Raw genomic sequence first — 16,996 nt, 5'->3', positions numbered from 1 at the left:
ACATAAAGTATTTTATTATCTTATAATATTTTCGAATAAAATCACTAAAAGTGTGGAAAATATAATGGTTTTGGATAGGCGAAATTTGGAACTATCCCGAGCTTAACTGAATCGATAGGAGCAGCGAATCAAAGAGGATCAGCTATGATGACACCTGCAGTAGATTCAGGGATCAGCTAAAAGCAGAAAGCAGGAAAGTCATCTGATGCGTATGCTTTGAGCTTTAAATTTAACCGTGTTAGGGTAGATTTGTACCGAATAAGAAGGAGGAAAGAGACACATGGCAAAAAGAGATTTACCAAAAGTCGAAACTCGTCTTTATATCAATGGCAAATGGCAGACAGGAACAGAAGGTACCTTCGAGGTGATCAACCCTGCAACAGGTGAAACCTTAGCGAATGTTCAAAAAGGTGGAGAAAGTGAAACCCACGAAGCAATCAAAGCCGCTAAGAAAGCATTTGAAGAGTGGTCAAAAACTTCTCCTGCTCAACGGGCAAAATTAATGAACAAGATGGCAGATCTAGTGGAAGAAGACAGTGAACGTTTAGCTACGATCATGACGATGGAACAAGGAAAGCCACTCAAACAAGCTGCTTCAGAAATCAACACGAACGTTGAAAATTTACGGTGGAATGCTGCCGAAGGGCAAAGAATCTTAGGCGAGATCATTCCTTCTCCGGCAACCAATGAATGGCAAGTACGTAAAGAACCAGTTGGAGTAGTAGGTGCAATCACTCCTTGGAACTTTCCATCCAATATGATTATCCGTAAGATATCTCCAGCAATCGCGGCTGGCTGCACGGTTATCTTAAAACCAGCAAAAGCGACACCGCTTTCTGCATTGGCGTTAATGGAGCTTTTTGATCAAGCTGGCTTTCCTCCAGGGGTCGTCAATATCGTGACTGGAGACTCCTCAACGATCGGTAAAATTCTAACCGAATCAGAAGACGTGCAAAAAATCACTTTCACTGGTTCGACAGAAGTAGGTCAAATCTTAAATAAACAAGCAGCATCAACGTTGAAAAAAGTTTCCATGGAACTAGGCGGACATGCGCCGTTGATTATTTTTCCAGATGCAGATTTAGAATTAGCAACGGATCAATTGATCAAAACAAAATTCATCAATAACGGACAAGTATGTACGTCGCCTAATCGAATTTTTCTTCATAAAGCAATCAAAGAAGAAGCTACGAAATTGATCGTCGAAAAAATCAAACAAGTATCCGTTGGTAATGGCTTAGATGATCCAACGACAGGACCTTTGATTAATCAAGAAGGTGTGGAAAAGGTAGAAGAACAAATCAAAGATGCCGTAGATAAAGGAGCCAAGATTTTAGCAGGTGGGCAACGACTGACAGAAGGCGAGTATGCGCATGGCTATTTCTTTGAACCCACTGTTTTGGATGGTGTCACGAAGGAAATGGACATCTTTTATCAAGAAACCTTTGGACCAGTGATTCCGTTGATTGCGTTTAAGGAAGAAGAGGAAGTGATCAAAGATGCCAATGATACCATCTTTGGGTTAGCTTCTTACTTCTTCGCAACGAATATCCACACGATCGCGAATGTTAGCCAAAAACTCCAATATGGGATGGTCGGTGTCAATGATACAGCTATTTCAAATTCAGCTACGCCATTTGGAGGGGTCAAGCATTCAGGCTTTGGTCGGGAAAATGGAACTTACGGTGTGGAAGAATATGTAGTAGCGAAGTTTGTGACGATTCGGACAGCTAAATAACTAGCGTATCAAAAAGCAAAAAAATAACCAAAGAAGCTAGATTCTTCCCAGCTAGTTTCTTTGGTTATTTCTACGTTATTTCTGTTGTTCTTGCTTTCGACATTCATGATAGACATGATAGAGATTTAGTTCATATTCTTTTTTGGCATTCGTTACAACAGTATCTAAAATCAACCCAGTAACTAATGAAAGTAAGGCAAGGATCATCAATCCGGTACTTAAAATAGCAGAAGGTACCCGTGTGATAAAGTGAGTCAGCATATACTCTCGGATCACTGGAACACCGGCAAATAAGCCGAATACAAAAAAGAAAAAGGTCCAGATGCCAAAAAACATCAATGGTTTGTAGTCTTTCCACATTTTAACGATCATCATGATCACTTTAAATCCATCAGAAAATGTATTCAGTTTCGATTCACTGCCTTCTGGACGGTCTCGGTAATCGATCGGCAATTCGACCAATTTGAATTTTTTGTCTAAGGCATGGATCGTCAGTTCAGTTTCGATTTGGAATCCGGAACTCATGATCGGGAAACTTTTGACAAAAATACGATTAAATCCTCGATAACCTGTCATGACGTCTCGTATTTTTGTTTTATATAATCGTGTGATTGTGTTTTTTACTAAATTATTCCCAAAATCATGAAACGGACGTTTGTTTTCGTCAAAGTAAGTCCCATTTGAAAGTCGGTCTCCAATTACCATATCCGCTTCACCTGAGCGAAGTTTATCCAGTAATCCATGCACCGCTTCGGCAGGATAGGTATCATCACCATCCACCATAAGATAGTAATCTGCATCAATATCAAAAAACATTTGCCGAATGACATTTCCTTTCCCTTGTCTTGGTTCTTTTTTGACGATTGCCCCACACGCCACGGCAAGTTCATAGGTGGTATCAGTCGAATTGTTGTCATATACGTAAATCTCTGCTTCCGGTAATTCTCGTCTAAAGTCTGCAATGACTGTTGAAATCGTCGCTTCTTCATTATAACAAGGAATCAGAACAGCAATTTTCTCTTGTTGTTCCATTTTTCACTCTCCTTAAATCATAGAAAACAAAATCTCTATTAAGAATACTGTATCAAATTCTTAAATGCTAGTACCTAGAGAGAATTTTCACTTCTTTTTGTTTCTATTGTAAAAAGCCCCGTATAAAACCACTATTTTTATGTTAATGGTGATAGCTGAGGCTTCGCTTTATTAAATCAATTCATTCTTTTTTCTTGAAATTTCTAACACGGTGCCGGTATACGCATCCGCTAAAAATTCGTAGCAAATGATTTCGCCATCTTCCAGGCGGGAAATCCCTCCACGATAAGCTTTGGAATGGATCGCAAATTTTCTAGTCGGTTCTTTTTCAAATGAGATCCAAGACCCCTCGATGGAGCCTTCTTTTAAGAATGATTCTTTGACTTGTTCTAAGACTTGATCGGCTGATAACGTTTTCTTACGTTGATACAAAACCATTGAAGTGATGCCACTGATTAAACCAAGTCCGATACCTATAGCAAGACCGTTTTTAAAATTATTTGACTCACATTCTTCAGAATACATACGTCTTACCTCCTTCTTTGTCCAAAAAGATTATCTTCATTTATTCTACCATACTCTGTGTTTTTCTTAGAAATAAATAACCGCTATCAATTAAAATAAGCTATAATAAATGTGAGTGATTGACTAAGAGCAATACAAATTAGTCAGTCAACTATAAATTTGAGAGGAGCATAGTCTGAATCTTAGGCGAACTTTATTATGGATGAAAAAACATTTCAACGAATCAAAGAGTTAACAGAACTTCAAGGAACAAGTGGTTTTGAACAAGACATTCGTGCGTATATGGAAGCGCACATGGCACCCTTAGTGGACGAATTACAACTAGATGGTTTAGGTGGAATCTTTGGCTTACGCCAACATGAAGAGGCAGATGCCCCACGTGTGATGGTTGCGGCTCATATGGATGAAGTAGGATTTATGCTAACCCAAATCCAGGACAACGGTTTATTCAAAGTTGTACCTTTAGGTGGCTGGAATCCGTATGTGGTTTCTGCTCAACGCTACACATTGAAGACTTCTTCTGGCAAAAATTACCCATGTATTTCTTCTTCTGTTCCACCACATTTATTACGTGGAACAAGCGGCCAAAAATCAGTGGAAGTGACAGATATCTTATTTGATGCTGGTTTTGAATCACGTGAAGAAGCAATGAGCTTTGGCGTATTGCCAGGCGATACGATCGTACCATTCGCTGAAACAATCAAAACGGCTAATGGCAAAAATATCATCAGTAAATCATGGGATAACCGCTATGGTTGTACAATGGTTTTAGAAGCGTTAGAAGCGCTGCAAAATGAAAAACTAGGTCATACATTGATCGCAGGAGCAAACGTGCAAGAAGAAGTTGGTTTACGTGGGTCAAAAGCTTCTGTCAACAAATTCAAACCTGATCTATTCTTTGCAGTCGATTGCTCAGCAGCAGACGATACGGTAACGAAAAAAGGGACATTCGGACATCTAGGTGAAGGAACGTTGATGCGTATCCAAGACCCAGGATTGATCATGTTACCACGCTTGCGTGAATACTTATTAGACGTGGCTGAAACAAACAACATTCCTTACCAATACTTTGTCTCAAAAGGCGGCACAGATGCAGGTGCGGCACATACACAAAACGAAGGAATCCCAAGTACGGTGATCGGAGTCGTAGGACGCTACATTCATACACATCAAACAATGTTTAGCATTCGTGACTTTGAAGCAGCAAGAGAGATGTTGATCCAAACATTAAAAGGATTAAACAAATCGACTGTCAATACGATCGTTTACGGAAAATAAGAATACATCCTTTAAACGAAGTGAAACGAGAACCATGGATCGTGGAACAGAGATAAGCGAAGGATAGTATAAATAGTTAAGAAGAGGCTGTGAAAGAAGCGTTTAGCTCCGAGCGAATAAGAGAGGATTTTTTAAAATAGCTCCTCATATTTTAGAAAATCATCGCTTATTGTTGAGGAGTTGCTTCTTGAACGCCGTGAATCAGAGGTCGTGAAAACATCGGTTAGCTCTGATGACAATAAGAAAGAATTTTTTGAAACAGCTTCTCATGTTTTGAAAAATTCAGGTTTATTTCAAGGAGCTGATGTTTGAACACCGTTTATTCGTTTTTAGAGATACTAGAAGAGACTGAGACAAGTTTTGTCTCGGCCTCTTCTTGTTTTGTCGTCAGTCAGTAAATACGGGGGAAATCGGTGAATCGTTTTTTTGGTTGAAGCACCTGAATTTTTTGAATACAAAAGTGAGGACTGGTTAGGAGTTGGTGACTTTTAAAGAAAGGTGTATAATTTAAATATAAGAAGAAAAGAGGGACAGCAATGATTATTCCAGAAAACTTAGAAGAATTAGCAGGTTACGTTGAAAAAGGGAACAGTGTCTTTTTCTTTACCGCAGATTGGTGTGGCGATTGTCGCTTTATCAAGCCTCAAATGCCAGAAATAGAAAATGATTTTGCCGCATGGCGTTTTATTGAAGTCGATCGTGACAAATACATAGATGTAGCCGCTGAGTGGAACATTTTTGGAATCCCAAGTTTTGTAGTGATCAAAGACGGTAAAGAATTAGGTCGTCTAGTGAATAAAGATCGGAAAACAAAACAAGAAATCGAGGATTTTTTAAATCGTGTGACGAACGGCTAACATCTGGATATTTGTTAGGAGGGATCAGGATGGAACAAGAATATAAAAATATTTTGGTCGGGATCGATGGAAGTGAGCAAGCACTTTCTGCCTTTAAAAAAGCAGTTGAGGTTGCTCGAAGAAACGACGGAACCGTCTATGTAGCAAATGTGATCGACCAACAATTTTATAATTTCATGGGCTATGTCCCAATAGATCAAACGCTAGTTGACCAACAAACAGAAGCAGCGAAACAAATGATCGAAGACTGCAAAGCTTATGGAAAAACAGTTGACTATCAAAAAATCGAAGGAATCGTTGCTTATGGTTCTGTTAGAGAATCAATGGCAGTCAACTTACCAAAAAAATATGCGATCGATTTGATCATGGTCGGTCAATCAGGATTAAATGCGGTTGAACGATTTATGACAGGTAGTGTTTCCAGCTATGTCATCCGCCGAGCACCATGTGATGTCTTGATTGTCTCTGATGAAGTGGAAAAAACAGAAAATAATTAGTCATGAATCAAGTGAGAGTAGGACAACTGGCTGATGTGTGCTCCAAAAGTTGTACGTGAAGACGACAAGTTTTGCAAGTTTTAGGTGGGCTCACGCTTGTCCTAGTCTCATTTTTAAAATTCCATGATTAGTTAAGGGGAAAATAAGTATCGTATGCCATGCCAATTAACCGTGAGTTTCAAGTTTTTTTGGTACAATGGCAGAGTCTATAAGAAATGATAGTAAGTAATGGTAGCATTGACACAATCAGGCCTAATAGGGGTGCTGGAATATAACGGAATCATAACGAAAAAGATCAGTCATTGCCAAATTGTGAAACACGCTTCCTCAAAAAGTTTTGTGTTTTGGTGATAGAAAGACCAGATCTGGATAAAGAGCTAACTGGCGAATTTCTTGAAACGACAACGCCTTTTATGGGGTGGGAAAACTAGTCAAAAGGATTTTTTTCCAAATTTTCTTTTTTCTTATTGCTTTTTAAAACGCTTTCTTGTATTATTGTTATAACAATAGAACAATGATGGAGGTGAAAAAATGAAGAAACAGCTTTTCAAAGACAGTGGGAGTTCACCACTATATAGCCAAATCTCGGAAGATCTGCGGTTTAAGATCTCATCGGGAGAATGGGCAGAAGGAGAAAAAATACCTGCTGAGCTTGAACTGTGTGAGATTTATAATGTTAGCCGAATCACGATTAGAAAAGCGATCGATGAACTAGTACGTGCCGGTTATCTATACCGTGAACGAGCGAAAGGAACATTTGTATTAACAAATGACCACTCGGATGAAAAACAACATTATACGATGGTTCGAAGCTTTACTAAAGAGATGGAAGAGTTAGGAAAGCAAGCAAAAACACTTTATGCAAAAGTGGACTTGATTTCAGCCACGGATAAGATGGCAAAACAACTATCTATCGAAAAAGGATCAAAAGTCTTGCAACTTCGAAGGATTCGCGGTACCTCAGAAGGGGAAGCTTTCGCCTATTTCGTCACACATATCCCGTATATCTATGATTTTTCGTTGGATAGCGACGATTATTATGACTCATTCTATAATTATTTGAAAACATTCGGCATCCTTATTAATGACAGTCGAGAATACGTCGAAGCGATTGCTGCAACGCCTGAACTACAGGCCGTTCTTGATATTGAAAAAGGAACGCCTATCTTGAAACGTGTTAGAATGACTGCGGAAAGAGACGGCCATTTTAAAGAAATCAGTGATTGTTACTACATTGGTGATAAATACCGTTACTATGTCGAGCTGAATTGAATAAGCAAAAAACGGGAAACTTTTCTGGTAATAAGCCTTACATTTCATCAGTTTTACCAGAAAAGTATACCGGAAATTAACAAATAGCAAGCATGATTATTTTTTAGAAATAAAAAATAGTTTGTAATGTCATAACATAATAACAATAGAGGAGTTGGAGAAAATGGCAATATCATTTATTAGAGTAGACGATCGAATTATTCATGGACAAGTGGTAACAAGATGGATGAGTGAAAGAAAATGTGACGGTGTCATCGCGGTCGATGATCCTTCAGCAAATAATCCAGTTTTATCTAAAGTACTGAAAGCAGCAGTCCCAAAACCGTTAAAAGGATTTGTCATGACTGTTGATAAAACAGGACAGAAATGGGAAGAGATCGCAAAAAGCAAGAAAAACTATTTCCTGATCGTCAAAACACCAGAAACACTTGTAAAACTTTATGAAAACGGTTCAGATTTTATTTCTCTTTGTCCACAGTTGAATGTTGGTCCAATGAGTGCCCGAGAAAATGCGCAAAAAATTGGTCCCAATGCAGCAGTGACGCCAGAAGAAATTGCTGCCTTTGAGAAATTAGATTCTTTAGGTATGGAAATTGAATTTAAGCTAGTCCCAGATTCAAAAGGAACATCATGGAAAGAAGTAAGTAAAGAAATAAACTAATAAATTTTGTAAACAGGGGGGAGAAATATGTTATTTTTTCAAGCATCAATGATTGCGATCCTATGTTATTTGGGCGCTTTGAGTACACCTTGGCTGTTCGGTGTTACCGGTGGTTGGTATACGTTGACACGACCATTGGTTTCAGGTTTCTTAGTTGGAATGATTTTAGGAGATGTTAAACAAGGAATTATTATTGGTATTGCTGTTCAAGCTGTTTATATCGCATTGGTTACACCAGGTGGGCAAATGCCAGCTGATTTAAATTTCGTGGCTTATCCAGCCATTGCGTTAGCGATTTTATCACGTTCTTCGACAGAAGTAGCAGTGACAATGGCAACCACAATTGGTGTAATTGGAACGATCGTTTTCAATTTTTATCAAGTAGCAAACTCTTTTTGGAACCACAGAGCGGAAAAAGCGATAGAAGAAAAAGATAATCGGGGCTTTTTTGTCAATACGGTTGTCGGACCACAAATTCTCAACTTTGCATTGCGAGCAATCCCATGTTTCTTAGTGGTTTACTTTGGTTCTTCCTTTGCTTCCCAACTGTTGGCAAGTATGCCACAATATTTGATCGATGTGATGAGTGTTCTAGGCGGAGCGCTACCAGCGATTGGGATCGTAATGCTTTTGACAGCTGTTGTAAAAGAAAACATCTTATTACTCTTCTTTGTATTCGGTTTCATCTGTGTTGTGTTTTTGAAATTGAATATGATTGCTTTGGCAGTGGTTGCGGGTGTCGTAGCGTATATCTATTATCAAGCAATTTCAAACAATAATGGCAGTGAAGCCATGGCAGCGGATGGCGGATATGAAGAGGAGGAATTTTAAATGGAAAAGCAGACCTATCAATTATTAGATAAAAAAACACTAAACAAAGCCTATGTAAGATGGATGATGTACAATCTGGTCGCAATGAGTTTCGAATTTCTGGCAGCTTTCGGGTTTGCTTATTCGATGGAGCCTATTGCAGAAAAACTATACAAAAATCATCCTGAAGAAAAGAAAGCATTACTTAAAAGACACTCTGCTTTTTATAATACAGAACCACAAGTAGGCGCATTGATCAATGGTGTGGTGTGTGGATTAGAGGAACAACGAGCGTTGGGAGCAGAAGAAATCGATGATGGATTTATTAACGGCTTGAAAGTCGGTTTGATGGGACCAGTCGCAGGTATTGGAGATTCCATGATTCCAGGAATGCTGATTCCCATTTTATTATCAATAGGAATGGGGCTAGGCGCTGGCGGAAATATCCTTGGTCCGATTTTCTACATTGTTTCTTTCAATGCAATTATTATCGCAGGAACACGCTTTTTATTTTTTAAAGGCTATGAATTAGGGGCCGAATCTGTCGATGTATTCGTAGGAAAAAAAGCCCAACAGATCACTCAAGCATTTTCTGTTCTTGGCGTAATCGTGATCGGTGGTGTTGCGGCTAGTTATGTGAAATTAGAGTTGCCGATCGTCATCAAAATGAGTGAAGCGTCTATTGACATTCAAAGTTTGATTGATGGGATCTTCCCAAGTCTGCTTCCATTATTACTAGTTATTCTTTCTTGGTTTTTGATGGCTAAAAAAGGAGTATCGCCACTGAAACTGATTGGCTTATACTTTTTAGTTTCTTTTATCGGCGTAGGCATCGCACAATTCTTTTAATACTTGGTAAAGGGATGATGAAATGAAAATCAATGTTTTATTAGTTAGCCATTCTGGACTTGCGGAAGGAATGAAAAAAGCAACCGAATTTATTGCGGGTGAACAAGCAAACTTTTATGCTGTGGAATTAAATGCAGATGGGATCGAGAATTACCGTAAATTAATCAAGAAGACAATCCATCAAGCAAAGAAAACAACAGAATGGATCATCATTAGTGATATACCTTCTGGATCGCCTGGAGCAAATGCATTAGACATTGCCGTGTCTGAAAATTTATTGTTCAAGATGTACTCTGGGATGAATTTAGCAATGGTTCTAGATACAATTTTGTCTAGGGAAAATAAAACCAGCGAAGAACTCGCTCAGGATGCGATCAAAACGGGGCAAGAAAGTATTGTCGATATGTTGGTCGAGGAAGAGAATGAGGAAGAGTTTTTCTGATTTAATGTTATGACAATATGACAAAAAGGAGAGACAACATGGCTTATAATTTGAAACCAGAAACAACGATTAAAAATTATTCAGACACTTGGGAAGGCTATGAGTCAATTTTTAAACAATTGCGAAAAAACAGTACAGACAATACAGAGCAACGGATAGTTATCGAGTGCTATCCAGGAGTTGATCTTGATGAAATAGAAGACGCTCTTAGAAAAGAATGTCATGATTATTTGCTGATCCGATCAGATGACTATGCTTATGATGCAGAAACAGTGACGGAAATGATTCAAAAGACATTAACTGAGGATCGCGTTTTTGGCGTGATGTCCCATGCAGAATTGACCGAGTTTTTCCCGAGCTATGAACGGGAAAAATTACAAAAAAAGATAGCAAACACAAAACAACCTGTGATTGTATATGGAACAGGAGCTTCTCTTTTAGTAGAAGAACCAACAACTTTAGTTTATGCAGATTTAACTAGATGGGAGATCCAACTGCGTTTCAGAAAAGGGATGCCCAACTGGCGAGGAGCCAATGAAGAAGAGGATGCATTGAGAAAATTCAAACGGGGTTATTTTTTTGAATGGAGAATGGCAGATCGGTTGAAACAAAAATTATACAATGATATTGATTTTCTTTTAGATACCAATAAAAAAAATGAACCAAAAATGGTTTCAGGAAAAGATTATCGTCAAGCCTTATCTGAGGTAGTCTCCCAGCCATTTCGGTTAGTTCCTTATTTTGATGCGAGCGTTTGGGGTGGCCAGTGGATGAAAGAGCAGTTTAATCTGGATCCTTCCGCTGAGAATTATGGATGGGCGTTTGACGGCGTTCCAGAAGAAAACAGTTTACTTTTGCGTTTTGGGGCTACGGTAATCGAGATACCTGCGATCAATGCAGTTCACCAATTTCCAGACGAATTGCTTGGGAAAAAGGTGCGGGCCCGTTTTGGAAAAGAATTTCCAATCCGCTTTGACTATCTAGATACTGTGGGTGGAGGAAATCTCAGTCTGCAAGTTCATCCAATGGTCGAGTACATCCAAGAAAAATTTGGAATGCATTATACTCAAAATGAAAGCTATTATATACTTGATGCCAATGAACGATCAACGATTTATTTAGGTGTCAAAGAAGGGATCAGTAAAAATGAATTATTTGCAGATCTTAAAAAAGCAGCAACAGGTGATTTTCGCTTTCCAGATGAAAAATATATCAATTGTTTCCCAGTAAAAAAACATGACCATTATTCGATTCCTTCTGGGACGATTCATTGTGGCGGACCAGAGACAGTTGTATTAGAAATTAGCCAAACACCCTATATCTTTACCTTTAAATTATGGGATTGGGAACGTGTCGGACTAGATGGGATACCACGTCCTGTCCATTTAAAACACGGGGAAAAAAATGTCCAAATTGATTATGACACTAATTGGGTAAAAGAAAACTTGATCAATCAAATCGAAGTGATCGAAGAAACCGACAATAGCATAATCGAAAAGACTGGGTTGAACGAGCTGGAATTGATTGAGACGCGAAGATATTGGTTTTCAGATATGGTAGAAGTTAAAACCAAGGAAAGTGTTAATATGCTGAACTTAGTGGAGGGAGAAAAAATTACCGTTGAAAGTCTGACGGGAGCCTTTGAACCTTTCAATGTCAATTATGGAGAAACATTTATTGTTCCAGAACAACTAAAAGAATACAAACTGGTCAATCAAGGAGACCCTACTAAAAAAGTGGCTGTGATCCAAGCATTTATCCGAGGATTATAAGAGGTGTTTTATGGAAAAACATGAGTTGAATGTCTTTTTTGATCAAAAAAAGAAACGTTTTGTTTACAGCGAGGACATGTTTGGACCAGTGGAAGTAGAACACAGATATTTAGCAGATATTCGTCATAGTTTATTGAATGATCATGTTTCCGGACCAGAAATCGTTTATACGATCGCAATGGATATAGGAAAAAAGAAAGATCAACATGCCCTTCAACAAAAAGGTTTGTTATATGGCATAGTCGAATATGCTGCTGGTAAACTTGGAAATGAACCGATCAAAAGTCAGGGACACCGACATGCAATTTCGAAAATAAGTCACATGTCCACCCCAGAAGTATTCGAGATCTTAGAGGGACAGGCTCTGATCTATATGCAAGAAAACCTCGAAAAAAACGCTGGAAAATGTTACGCCGTTGAAGCAAGAAAAGGGGACATCGTCATTGTTCCACCAGGATGGGGACACTGTACGATCAATGCTTCGACAGAACTAACTATGTGTTTCGGTGCTTGGTGTGTCCGAGATTATGCCTTCGATTATACAGATCTAAAAAAGCAACAAGGATTCGCTTTTGTGCCTATTTTTGACCATAGAAACAACCTGGTTTGGAAGAAAAATGATCATTACACTTCTGCGGAATGGCTCATCAAAAAGCCCAGAGAATATCACGAATTTGGTCTTAAAAAAAGGATACCCATCTATTATCAATATGAACAGAATCCAGATCTTTTCAACTTTGTTAGCCATCCAGAAAACTACAAACAACAGTGGGAAGACTTTATTCCATGAGCTAAATATCTGTTACTTTTTGGTGAAAACTATATATAGGCATTTATAGGGTTAGCGATTGTAGACTGATTCATTCATAAAATGTGCAAAGTAACAAAAATGGATGCGACTCCAAATAAAATAGCTTGAGTAAAACTCTTTTCGATAAATTGCTACGTGGTGACCAACTACATAGTAGATTGAAAAGAGTTTTTTGTCGAAGGACGATAAAAGTTTATACATAAGAGCTGGAACCGTAAGTAATCCATTGTTTTATACTGAGTCCATCTATTTAATGAAAAAGTCCTATTAAAGAAAATAGGAATCTTCTCTCTCGATCATTTTTAAAATAGGAAGTCAAAAAGAGAAACCTTACTGATGACTTTATCTATAGTCCCCAATCTACATATAGGTTGATGAATGAAAAAAAACTCATGCATAAAAATCATTTTTTTGTTAAGATAAATGTCAGCAAAGGATAATGGAGGAAAAAACATGATTTTTGCTTATAATAAAGCGTACGTGGGAGATACCTTGATGGTCATCGTCTCAAATGACAATGGAACCGAAAATACGGTCATCCGTAAATGGAATGTTGCTCAAATCAAAGATGAAACAGGACAAATCGTTGGCTGGAATTTTTTCCATATCTCCGACCATCTTACGATCGAAGGTAACGGACAAGTCAAACTAACAGAAGAACAAATTGCACAGTTGAACCGCTTGATCAAAGAAGCTGGTTTTGAAGAAACGTTAACAGAAGAAAATGAACCAAAAATCGTTGTTGGCTACGTCAAAACTTGCGTACCACATCCTGATTCTGATCACTTATCGATCACTGAAACACAAGTAGGTAAAGAGGAAGTCTTACAAATCGTTTGTGGCGCTCCGAACATTGAAGCAGGACAAAAAGTCGTTGTTGCCAAACCAGGAGCTATGATGCCTGATGGAATGATGATTTGGCCAGGAACATTACGTGGGGTTGAAAGTCACGGAATGATTTGTTCGGCAAAAGAATTACAATTACCAGATGCACCGAAAGAAAAAGGGATCCTTGTTTTACCAGAAGATGCAGTGATTGGCGAAGCATTTCCAAAATAAGCAAAAAACAGCACAGTTGCCGAGCAACCGTGCTGTTTTTGTATAGGAAATTAGTTATTAGTTACCAGAGTTCTCTGATTGGCTTTGTTTTAATGCGGATTGATCAATTGTTAATTGAATTGTTGTTGTTTTCTTTTCTTTTCCGCGATAGTAAGTGACCTTCACTGAATCGCCGACTTTTTTCTGATACAAGACAGATTGTAATTCTACACCAGAAGAAACATCAGTATCATCGATTTTTGTAATGACATCATATTGTTTCAAGCCAGCTTTTTCTGCAGGTGTCGCCGGTTGAACGCTGGTAACAATCACACCATTTGTCACAGATTCAGGAATTTTCAAGATTTGTTCTTGTTGTTGGGTTGAAACGGCTGAAAGGTCAACCATTGTGATCCCTAGAGCAGGACGGGTTACTTTTCCATCTTTTTCAAGTTGGTTGATAATATTTACTACATCGTTACTTGGGATCGCAAAGCCCATTCCTTCCACGCTTACACCTGATGAAGAAGCAGAAGTACTTGCAATTTTACTTGAATTGATCCCGATCACTTGACCTTCAATATTAACTAATGGACCACCAGAATTACCAGGGTTGATCGCAGCATCTGTTTGGATCGCATTGATATTGACCGTTTGATTTGACTCGTTCGTGCTGGTTACTTGGCGATTCAATGAAGAGATGATCCCCGAAGTCACAGAGTTGGCATATTCAGAACCTAGAGGAGAACCAATTGCGATCGCAGGTTCACCTACTTTCAATGAATTAGAGTCACCAAATGAAGCAACTTTGTTCACTTTATCTGCACTGATTTTCAAAACGGCTAAGTCAGAATAAGCATCCGTCCCGACTAATTCAGCTTTGACTTTTGTTCCATCTTTTAATAAAACTTCTAATCCTTGTTGTCCTTCCACTACGTGATTATTCGTTACGATATAAGCGGAATTACCACTTTTTTTGTAGATGACACCACTACCTTCACTAGAAGCCTCTAGATTGCTATCATCAGAACTTTCTTGTTGTTGTTGGCCAAACAGTTGCCCGAAGCCGTTGGTCCCTTGATTTTGGCTTTGAAGATTGATAACAGATACCACCGCATCTTGGACTTTATCGACCGCATTCGTAATATCTGAATCGACATTGACTTTGACATTCTCAACGACAGTTTCGCCCGCTGAATTTTGATGACCACCCGAATTTGATGCTGCGTTTCCAGAACCCATGACAGCATAAAAAATACCAGCCGTTACCAAGCCCCCAATAATTCCACCGACTAAGCCTAGACCCAGCTTACGCCAGATTCCATTATTCTTTTTCATTTTTGGTGTCACATCTTTTCTCTCCATGTGATCTGCCTCCATTTATCATTTTCTTCTATCTCTAAGTATAGACTTATTTGTTAAGATTAGTCTACTTGGAGACTATGAACTTTTTATGAAAAACTTTAGGAAAAATCATTGCGTTCAGATGAAAAAATAAGAAAAAAGTTTTCCACAAATCCTGTGTAGAAATCAGCGGAAAACTCGCAGAAAAACAATACCCTTTTTTATCCACAAGATGTGGACAACGTGGATAAATCGGTGCAAAACATATGTTTGCTTAAGAAATACTTATAAAATAAGCCAGAATCATCGTCTTTTCTGTGGATAAACCTGTGGATGATGTGTATAACTATGTGGGAATCTTTAAATAAATAAAAAATAACTCGCTTTTTCTTTTAGCAAACATTTCGTTATAATAGAAAAGAAGGAAATACGAACAACGAACAATGAAGAGGAAAAATGAAGGAGTAAAGCAATTGAATATCAAAATCATTTCAGTCGGTAAACTAAAAGAGAAATACTTGATCCAAGGAATCAATGAATACGTCAAAAGGCTGCAAGCATACGCTAAAATCGAACGAATCGAAGTCCCCGATGAAAAAGCACCTGAGAACTTGAGTGAAGCTCAAATGCGCCAAGTCAAAGAAAAAGAAGGCGAGCGGATCTTGAGCAAAATCAAAGAACAAGAATACGTCTACGCACTAGCGATCGAAGGGAAAAATCCAACCAGTGAAGCTTTCGCCAAAGAAATCGACCAACTAGGAATCCAAGGGAAAAGCCAGATCACTTTTGTCATCGGTGGCTCACTCGGCTTAAGTGAAGCCGTCATGAAACGCAGCAACGCCCAAATCTCATTTGGTAAAATGACCTACCCCCACCAACTCATGCGCTTGATCCTCGTCGAACAAATCTACCGTGCTTTTCGAATCAATGCGGGTGCGCCTTATCATAAGTGAGGAGATATTTAAAAGGAAAAATCACTAGTGAAATTAGCTTATATTTTCATAAATTTATTCGAGATAGAGGTATATAATATGTTCATCGGAAATAGAAACTGAATCTGATATACAAAGATATGTTTATCTAAGAACTGTTTATAAATGAGAGGAAGGAATAGGTTTGGAAAATAATGAAAGTTTGGCATTAAGAGTAGTAAATGAATCGCTAAAATTGCCTATCGTAAAAGTGAATCGTTCAGAATTTTTAGTTAAAGTATTTGGTGACAAGGTAGAAGATGTTAATCAATTAATTGAAGAGGGCCCACAAGCATTTTTATCTATAGATGATTTAGATCGAGCTGCAAATAATCGAATCTATTCTATCGTTGCCCAATCTAGTACATTGTCATTTGCTACAGGATTACCTGGAGGAATAGCTATGGCAGCAACAATACCAGCAGATATCACACAGTTTTACGGATATTCTTTAAAATTGGCACAAGAAGTTTCTTACATCTATGGTTATGAAGATATTTGGAATCAACAAGGTGAATTGACTAAAGAAGCTAAGGAAACGCTGATTTTATATCTAGGTATCATGTTAGGCGTATCAACTGCTAGCTCTGCTGTTAGGGTATTATCAGGAAAACTATCTGTACAGGCTTTGAAAAAGATCCCGCAAAAAGCATTAACAAAAACCATCTATTATCCAGTAATAAAGAAAGTACTTGCAGTATTTGGGACCAAACTAACAAAAGCAACATTTGCAAAAGGTGTTTCCAAAATGGTGCCTGTTGTAGGTGGTGTAGTATCAGGAGGTTTGAACTATTTTTCAATGAAACCAATGGCTACAAAACTAAAAAATGAATTGAGAAAAGGCATCAATTATTCTGAAGAAAATTTGAAACAAGATTTGAAAATTCTAAACGTTGAAGACATCATCGTCAATGAATCTAATTCATCAGAAAATAGCATGAAAGGTGAATTTGTCATCAAACAAATAGAAAAGGCACATAGTCTATTGGAACAAAAAATTATTACTGAAGAAGAATTTATATCACTTAAACAAAACATACTTTCGAAATAGGATTAATTGTATGTCACAGAAAAGTATTTAGCACTCAATAAATTTCAG

The 16,996-nt window shown here is 38.1% G+C and carries 17 protein-coding genes; 14 read left to right on the top strand and 3 right to left on the bottom strand.

Translation table 11 applies throughout. The annotated features are described in order from the left end of the window. The first annotated feature begins 280 nt into the window (after positions 1-280). Positions 281-1,738 carry an NAD-dependent succinate-semialdehyde dehydrogenase gene (locus tag AB3I12_RS09325; RefSeq protein WP_063627583.1) on the top strand — a complete coding sequence of 486 codons (1,458 nt, stop codon included), beginning with the start codon at positions 281-283 and terminating at the stop codon, positions 1,736-1,738. Between the two features lie 75 nt (positions 1,739-1,813). Here the strand turns inward: AB3I12_RS09325 and AB3I12_RS09320 are convergent, their stop codons facing one another. Continuing rightward, positions 1,814-2,770, bottom strand: coding sequence for a glycosyltransferase family 2 protein (locus AB3I12_RS09320; protein WP_002317103.1), 957 nt, complete (start codon positions 2,768-2,770; stop codon positions 1,814-1,816). A gap of 171 nt (positions 2,771-2,941) precedes the next feature. After that, positions 2,942-3,295, bottom strand: a complete 354-nt coding sequence (locus AB3I12_RS09315) for a PepSY domain-containing protein (RefSeq protein WP_002317104.1) — start codon at positions 3,293-3,295, stop codon at positions 2,942-2,944. A gap of 198 nt (positions 3,296-3,493) precedes the next feature. On the opposite strand from AB3I12_RS09315, the gene pepA reads away from it, so the two are divergent. The 11 genes from pepA to ytpR all read left to right on the top strand — a co-directional run bounded on the left by pepA (position 3,494) and on the right by ytpR (position 13,603). Continuing rightward, positions 3,494-4,573: a glutamyl aminopeptidase gene (gene pepA, locus AB3I12_RS09310; protein WP_063627582.1), complete on the top strand. Its 1,080-nt coding sequence runs from the start codon at positions 3,494-3,496 to the stop codon at positions 4,571-4,573. Positions 4,574-5,109: 536 nt separating this feature from the next. Further along, the gene (locus AB3I12_RS09305; RefSeq protein WP_002317106.1) at positions 5,110-5,430 is read left to right on the top strand and encodes a thioredoxin family protein; all 321 of its coding nucleotides are present in this window, start codon (positions 5,110-5,112) and stop codon (positions 5,428-5,430) included. Between the two features lie 29 nt (positions 5,431-5,459). After that, entirely contained in the window at positions 5,460-5,927 is a 468-nt protein-coding gene (locus AB3I12_RS09300; RefSeq protein WP_053766226.1) for a universal stress protein, read from the top strand. 531 nt (positions 5,928-6,458) lie between these two features. Then, complete coding sequence (locus tag AB3I12_RS09295) at positions 6,459-7,199, top strand: GntR family transcriptional regulator (RefSeq protein WP_053766227.1); 741 nt, start codon at positions 6,459-6,461, stop codon at positions 7,197-7,199. Positions 7,200-7,362: 163 nt separating this feature from the next. Next, positions 7,363-7,860 carry a PTS sugar transporter subunit IIB gene (locus AB3I12_RS09290; protein WP_063627581.1) on the top strand — a complete coding sequence of 166 codons (498 nt, stop codon included), beginning with the start codon at positions 7,363-7,365 and terminating at the stop codon, positions 7,858-7,860. 27 nt (positions 7,861-7,887) lie between these two features. Next, positions 7,888-8,691, top strand: a complete 804-nt coding sequence (locus AB3I12_RS09285) for a PTS sugar transporter subunit IIC (RefSeq protein WP_053766229.1) — start codon at positions 7,888-7,890, stop codon at positions 8,689-8,691. Next, complete coding sequence (locus tag AB3I12_RS09280; protein ID WP_053766230.1) at positions 8,692-9,519, top strand: PTS system mannose/fructose/sorbose family transporter subunit IID; 828 nt, start codon at positions 8,692-8,694, stop codon at positions 9,517-9,519. It begins immediately after the preceding gene. 22 nt (positions 9,520-9,541) lie between these two features. After that, positions 9,542-9,961 carry a PTS sugar transporter subunit IIA gene (locus AB3I12_RS09275; RefSeq protein ID WP_053766231.1) on the top strand — a complete coding sequence of 140 codons (420 nt, stop codon included), beginning with the start codon at positions 9,542-9,544 and terminating at the stop codon, positions 9,959-9,961. A gap of 38 nt (positions 9,962-9,999) precedes the next feature. Then, positions 10,000-11,733, top strand: coding sequence for a class I mannose-6-phosphate isomerase (locus AB3I12_RS09270; protein ID WP_063627580.1), 1,734 nt, complete (start codon positions 10,000-10,002; stop codon positions 11,731-11,733). Positions 11,734-11,743: 10 nt separating this feature from the next. Then, the gene (locus AB3I12_RS09265; protein ID WP_063627579.1) at positions 11,744-12,523 is read left to right on the top strand and encodes a glucose-6-phosphate isomerase family protein; all 780 of its coding nucleotides are present in this window, start codon (positions 11,744-11,746) and stop codon (positions 12,521-12,523) included. A gap of 474 nt (positions 12,524-12,997) precedes the next feature. Further along, entirely contained in the window at positions 12,998-13,603 is a 606-nt protein-coding gene (gene ytpR, locus AB3I12_RS09260; protein ID WP_063627578.1) for a YtpR family tRNA-binding protein, read from the top strand. A gap of 57 nt (positions 13,604-13,660) precedes the next feature. On the opposite strand, the gene AB3I12_RS09255 is transcribed toward ytpR, so the two are convergent. Beyond that, on the bottom strand, positions 13,661-14,947 hold the full coding sequence (locus tag AB3I12_RS09255; RefSeq protein WP_010737045.1) for a S1C family serine protease: 1,287 nt from the start codon (positions 14,945-14,947) through the stop codon (positions 13,661-13,663). Between the two features lie 452 nt (positions 14,948-15,399). Between AB3I12_RS09255 and rlmH the strand changes: the two genes are divergently transcribed. Then, positions 15,400-15,879 (top strand): 23S rRNA (pseudouridine(1915)-N(3))-methyltransferase RlmH, encoded by a 480-nt coding sequence (gene rlmH, locus AB3I12_RS09250; protein WP_002317110.1) that lies wholly within the window; start codon positions 15,400-15,402, stop codon positions 15,877-15,879. A 163-nt stretch (positions 15,880-16,042) separates the two neighbouring features. Beyond that, positions 16,043-16,948, top strand: a complete 906-nt coding sequence (locus tag AB3I12_RS09245) for an EcsC family protein (protein WP_063627577.1) — start codon at positions 16,043-16,045, stop codon at positions 16,946-16,948. Positions 16,949-16,996: the final 48 nt, after the last annotated feature.

It is taken from the genome of Enterococcus sp. C65 (genome assembly GCF_040887165.1).
Lineage (GTDB): Bacteria > Bacillota > Bacilli > Lactobacillales > Enterococcaceae > Enterococcus_B > Enterococcus_B hirae.
The sequence above is the reverse complement of the archived record's forward strand: the minus strand, read 5'-3'. Positions and strand labels throughout refer to the sequence as shown.

Bases quoted from the DNA above. Each gene is read 5' to 3' on its own strand.
- AB3I12_RS09325 (WP_063627583.1), top strand. From the start codon at position 281: ATGGCAAAAAGAGATTTACCAAAAGTCGAAACTCGTCTTTATATCAAT.
- AB3I12_RS09320 (WP_002317103.1), bottom strand. From the start codon at position 2,770: ATGGAACAACAAGAGAAAATTGCTGTTCTGATTCCTTGTTATAATGAA.
- AB3I12_RS09315 (WP_002317104.1), bottom strand. From the start codon at position 3,295: ATGTATTCTGAAGAATGTGAGTCAAATAATTTTAAAAACGGTCTTGCT.
- pepA (WP_063627582.1), top strand. From the start codon at position 3,494: ATGGATGAAAAAACATTTCAACGAATCAAAGAGTTAACAGAACTTCAA.
- AB3I12_RS09305 (WP_002317106.1), top strand. From the start codon at position 5,110: ATGATTATTCCAGAAAACTTAGAAGAATTAGCAGGTTACGTTGAAAAA.
- AB3I12_RS09300 (WP_053766226.1), top strand. From the start codon at position 5,460: ATGGAACAAGAATATAAAAATATTTTGGTCGGGATCGATGGAAGTGAG.
- AB3I12_RS09295 (WP_053766227.1), top strand. From the start codon at position 6,459: ATGAAGAAACAGCTTTTCAAAGACAGTGGGAGTTCACCACTATATAGC.
- AB3I12_RS09290 (WP_063627581.1), top strand. From the start codon at position 7,363: ATGGCAATATCATTTATTAGAGTAGACGATCGAATTATTCATGGACAA.
- AB3I12_RS09285 (WP_053766229.1), top strand. From the start codon at position 7,888: ATGTTATTTTTTCAAGCATCAATGATTGCGATCCTATGTTATTTGGGC.
- AB3I12_RS09280 (WP_053766230.1), top strand. From the start codon at position 8,692: ATGGAAAAGCAGACCTATCAATTATTAGATAAAAAAACACTAAACAAA.
- AB3I12_RS09275 (WP_053766231.1), top strand. From the start codon at position 9,542: ATGAAAATCAATGTTTTATTAGTTAGCCATTCTGGACTTGCGGAAGGA.
- AB3I12_RS09270 (WP_063627580.1), top strand. From the start codon at position 10,000: ATGGCTTATAATTTGAAACCAGAAACAACGATTAAAAATTATTCAGAC.
- AB3I12_RS09265 (WP_063627579.1), top strand. From the start codon at position 11,744: ATGGAAAAACATGAGTTGAATGTCTTTTTTGATCAAAAAAAGAAACGT.
- ytpR (WP_063627578.1), top strand. From the start codon at position 12,998: ATGATTTTTGCTTATAATAAAGCGTACGTGGGAGATACCTTGATGGTC.
- AB3I12_RS09255 (WP_010737045.1), bottom strand. From the start codon at position 14,947: ATGGAGAGAAAAGATGTGACACCAAAAATGAAAAAGAATAATGGAATC.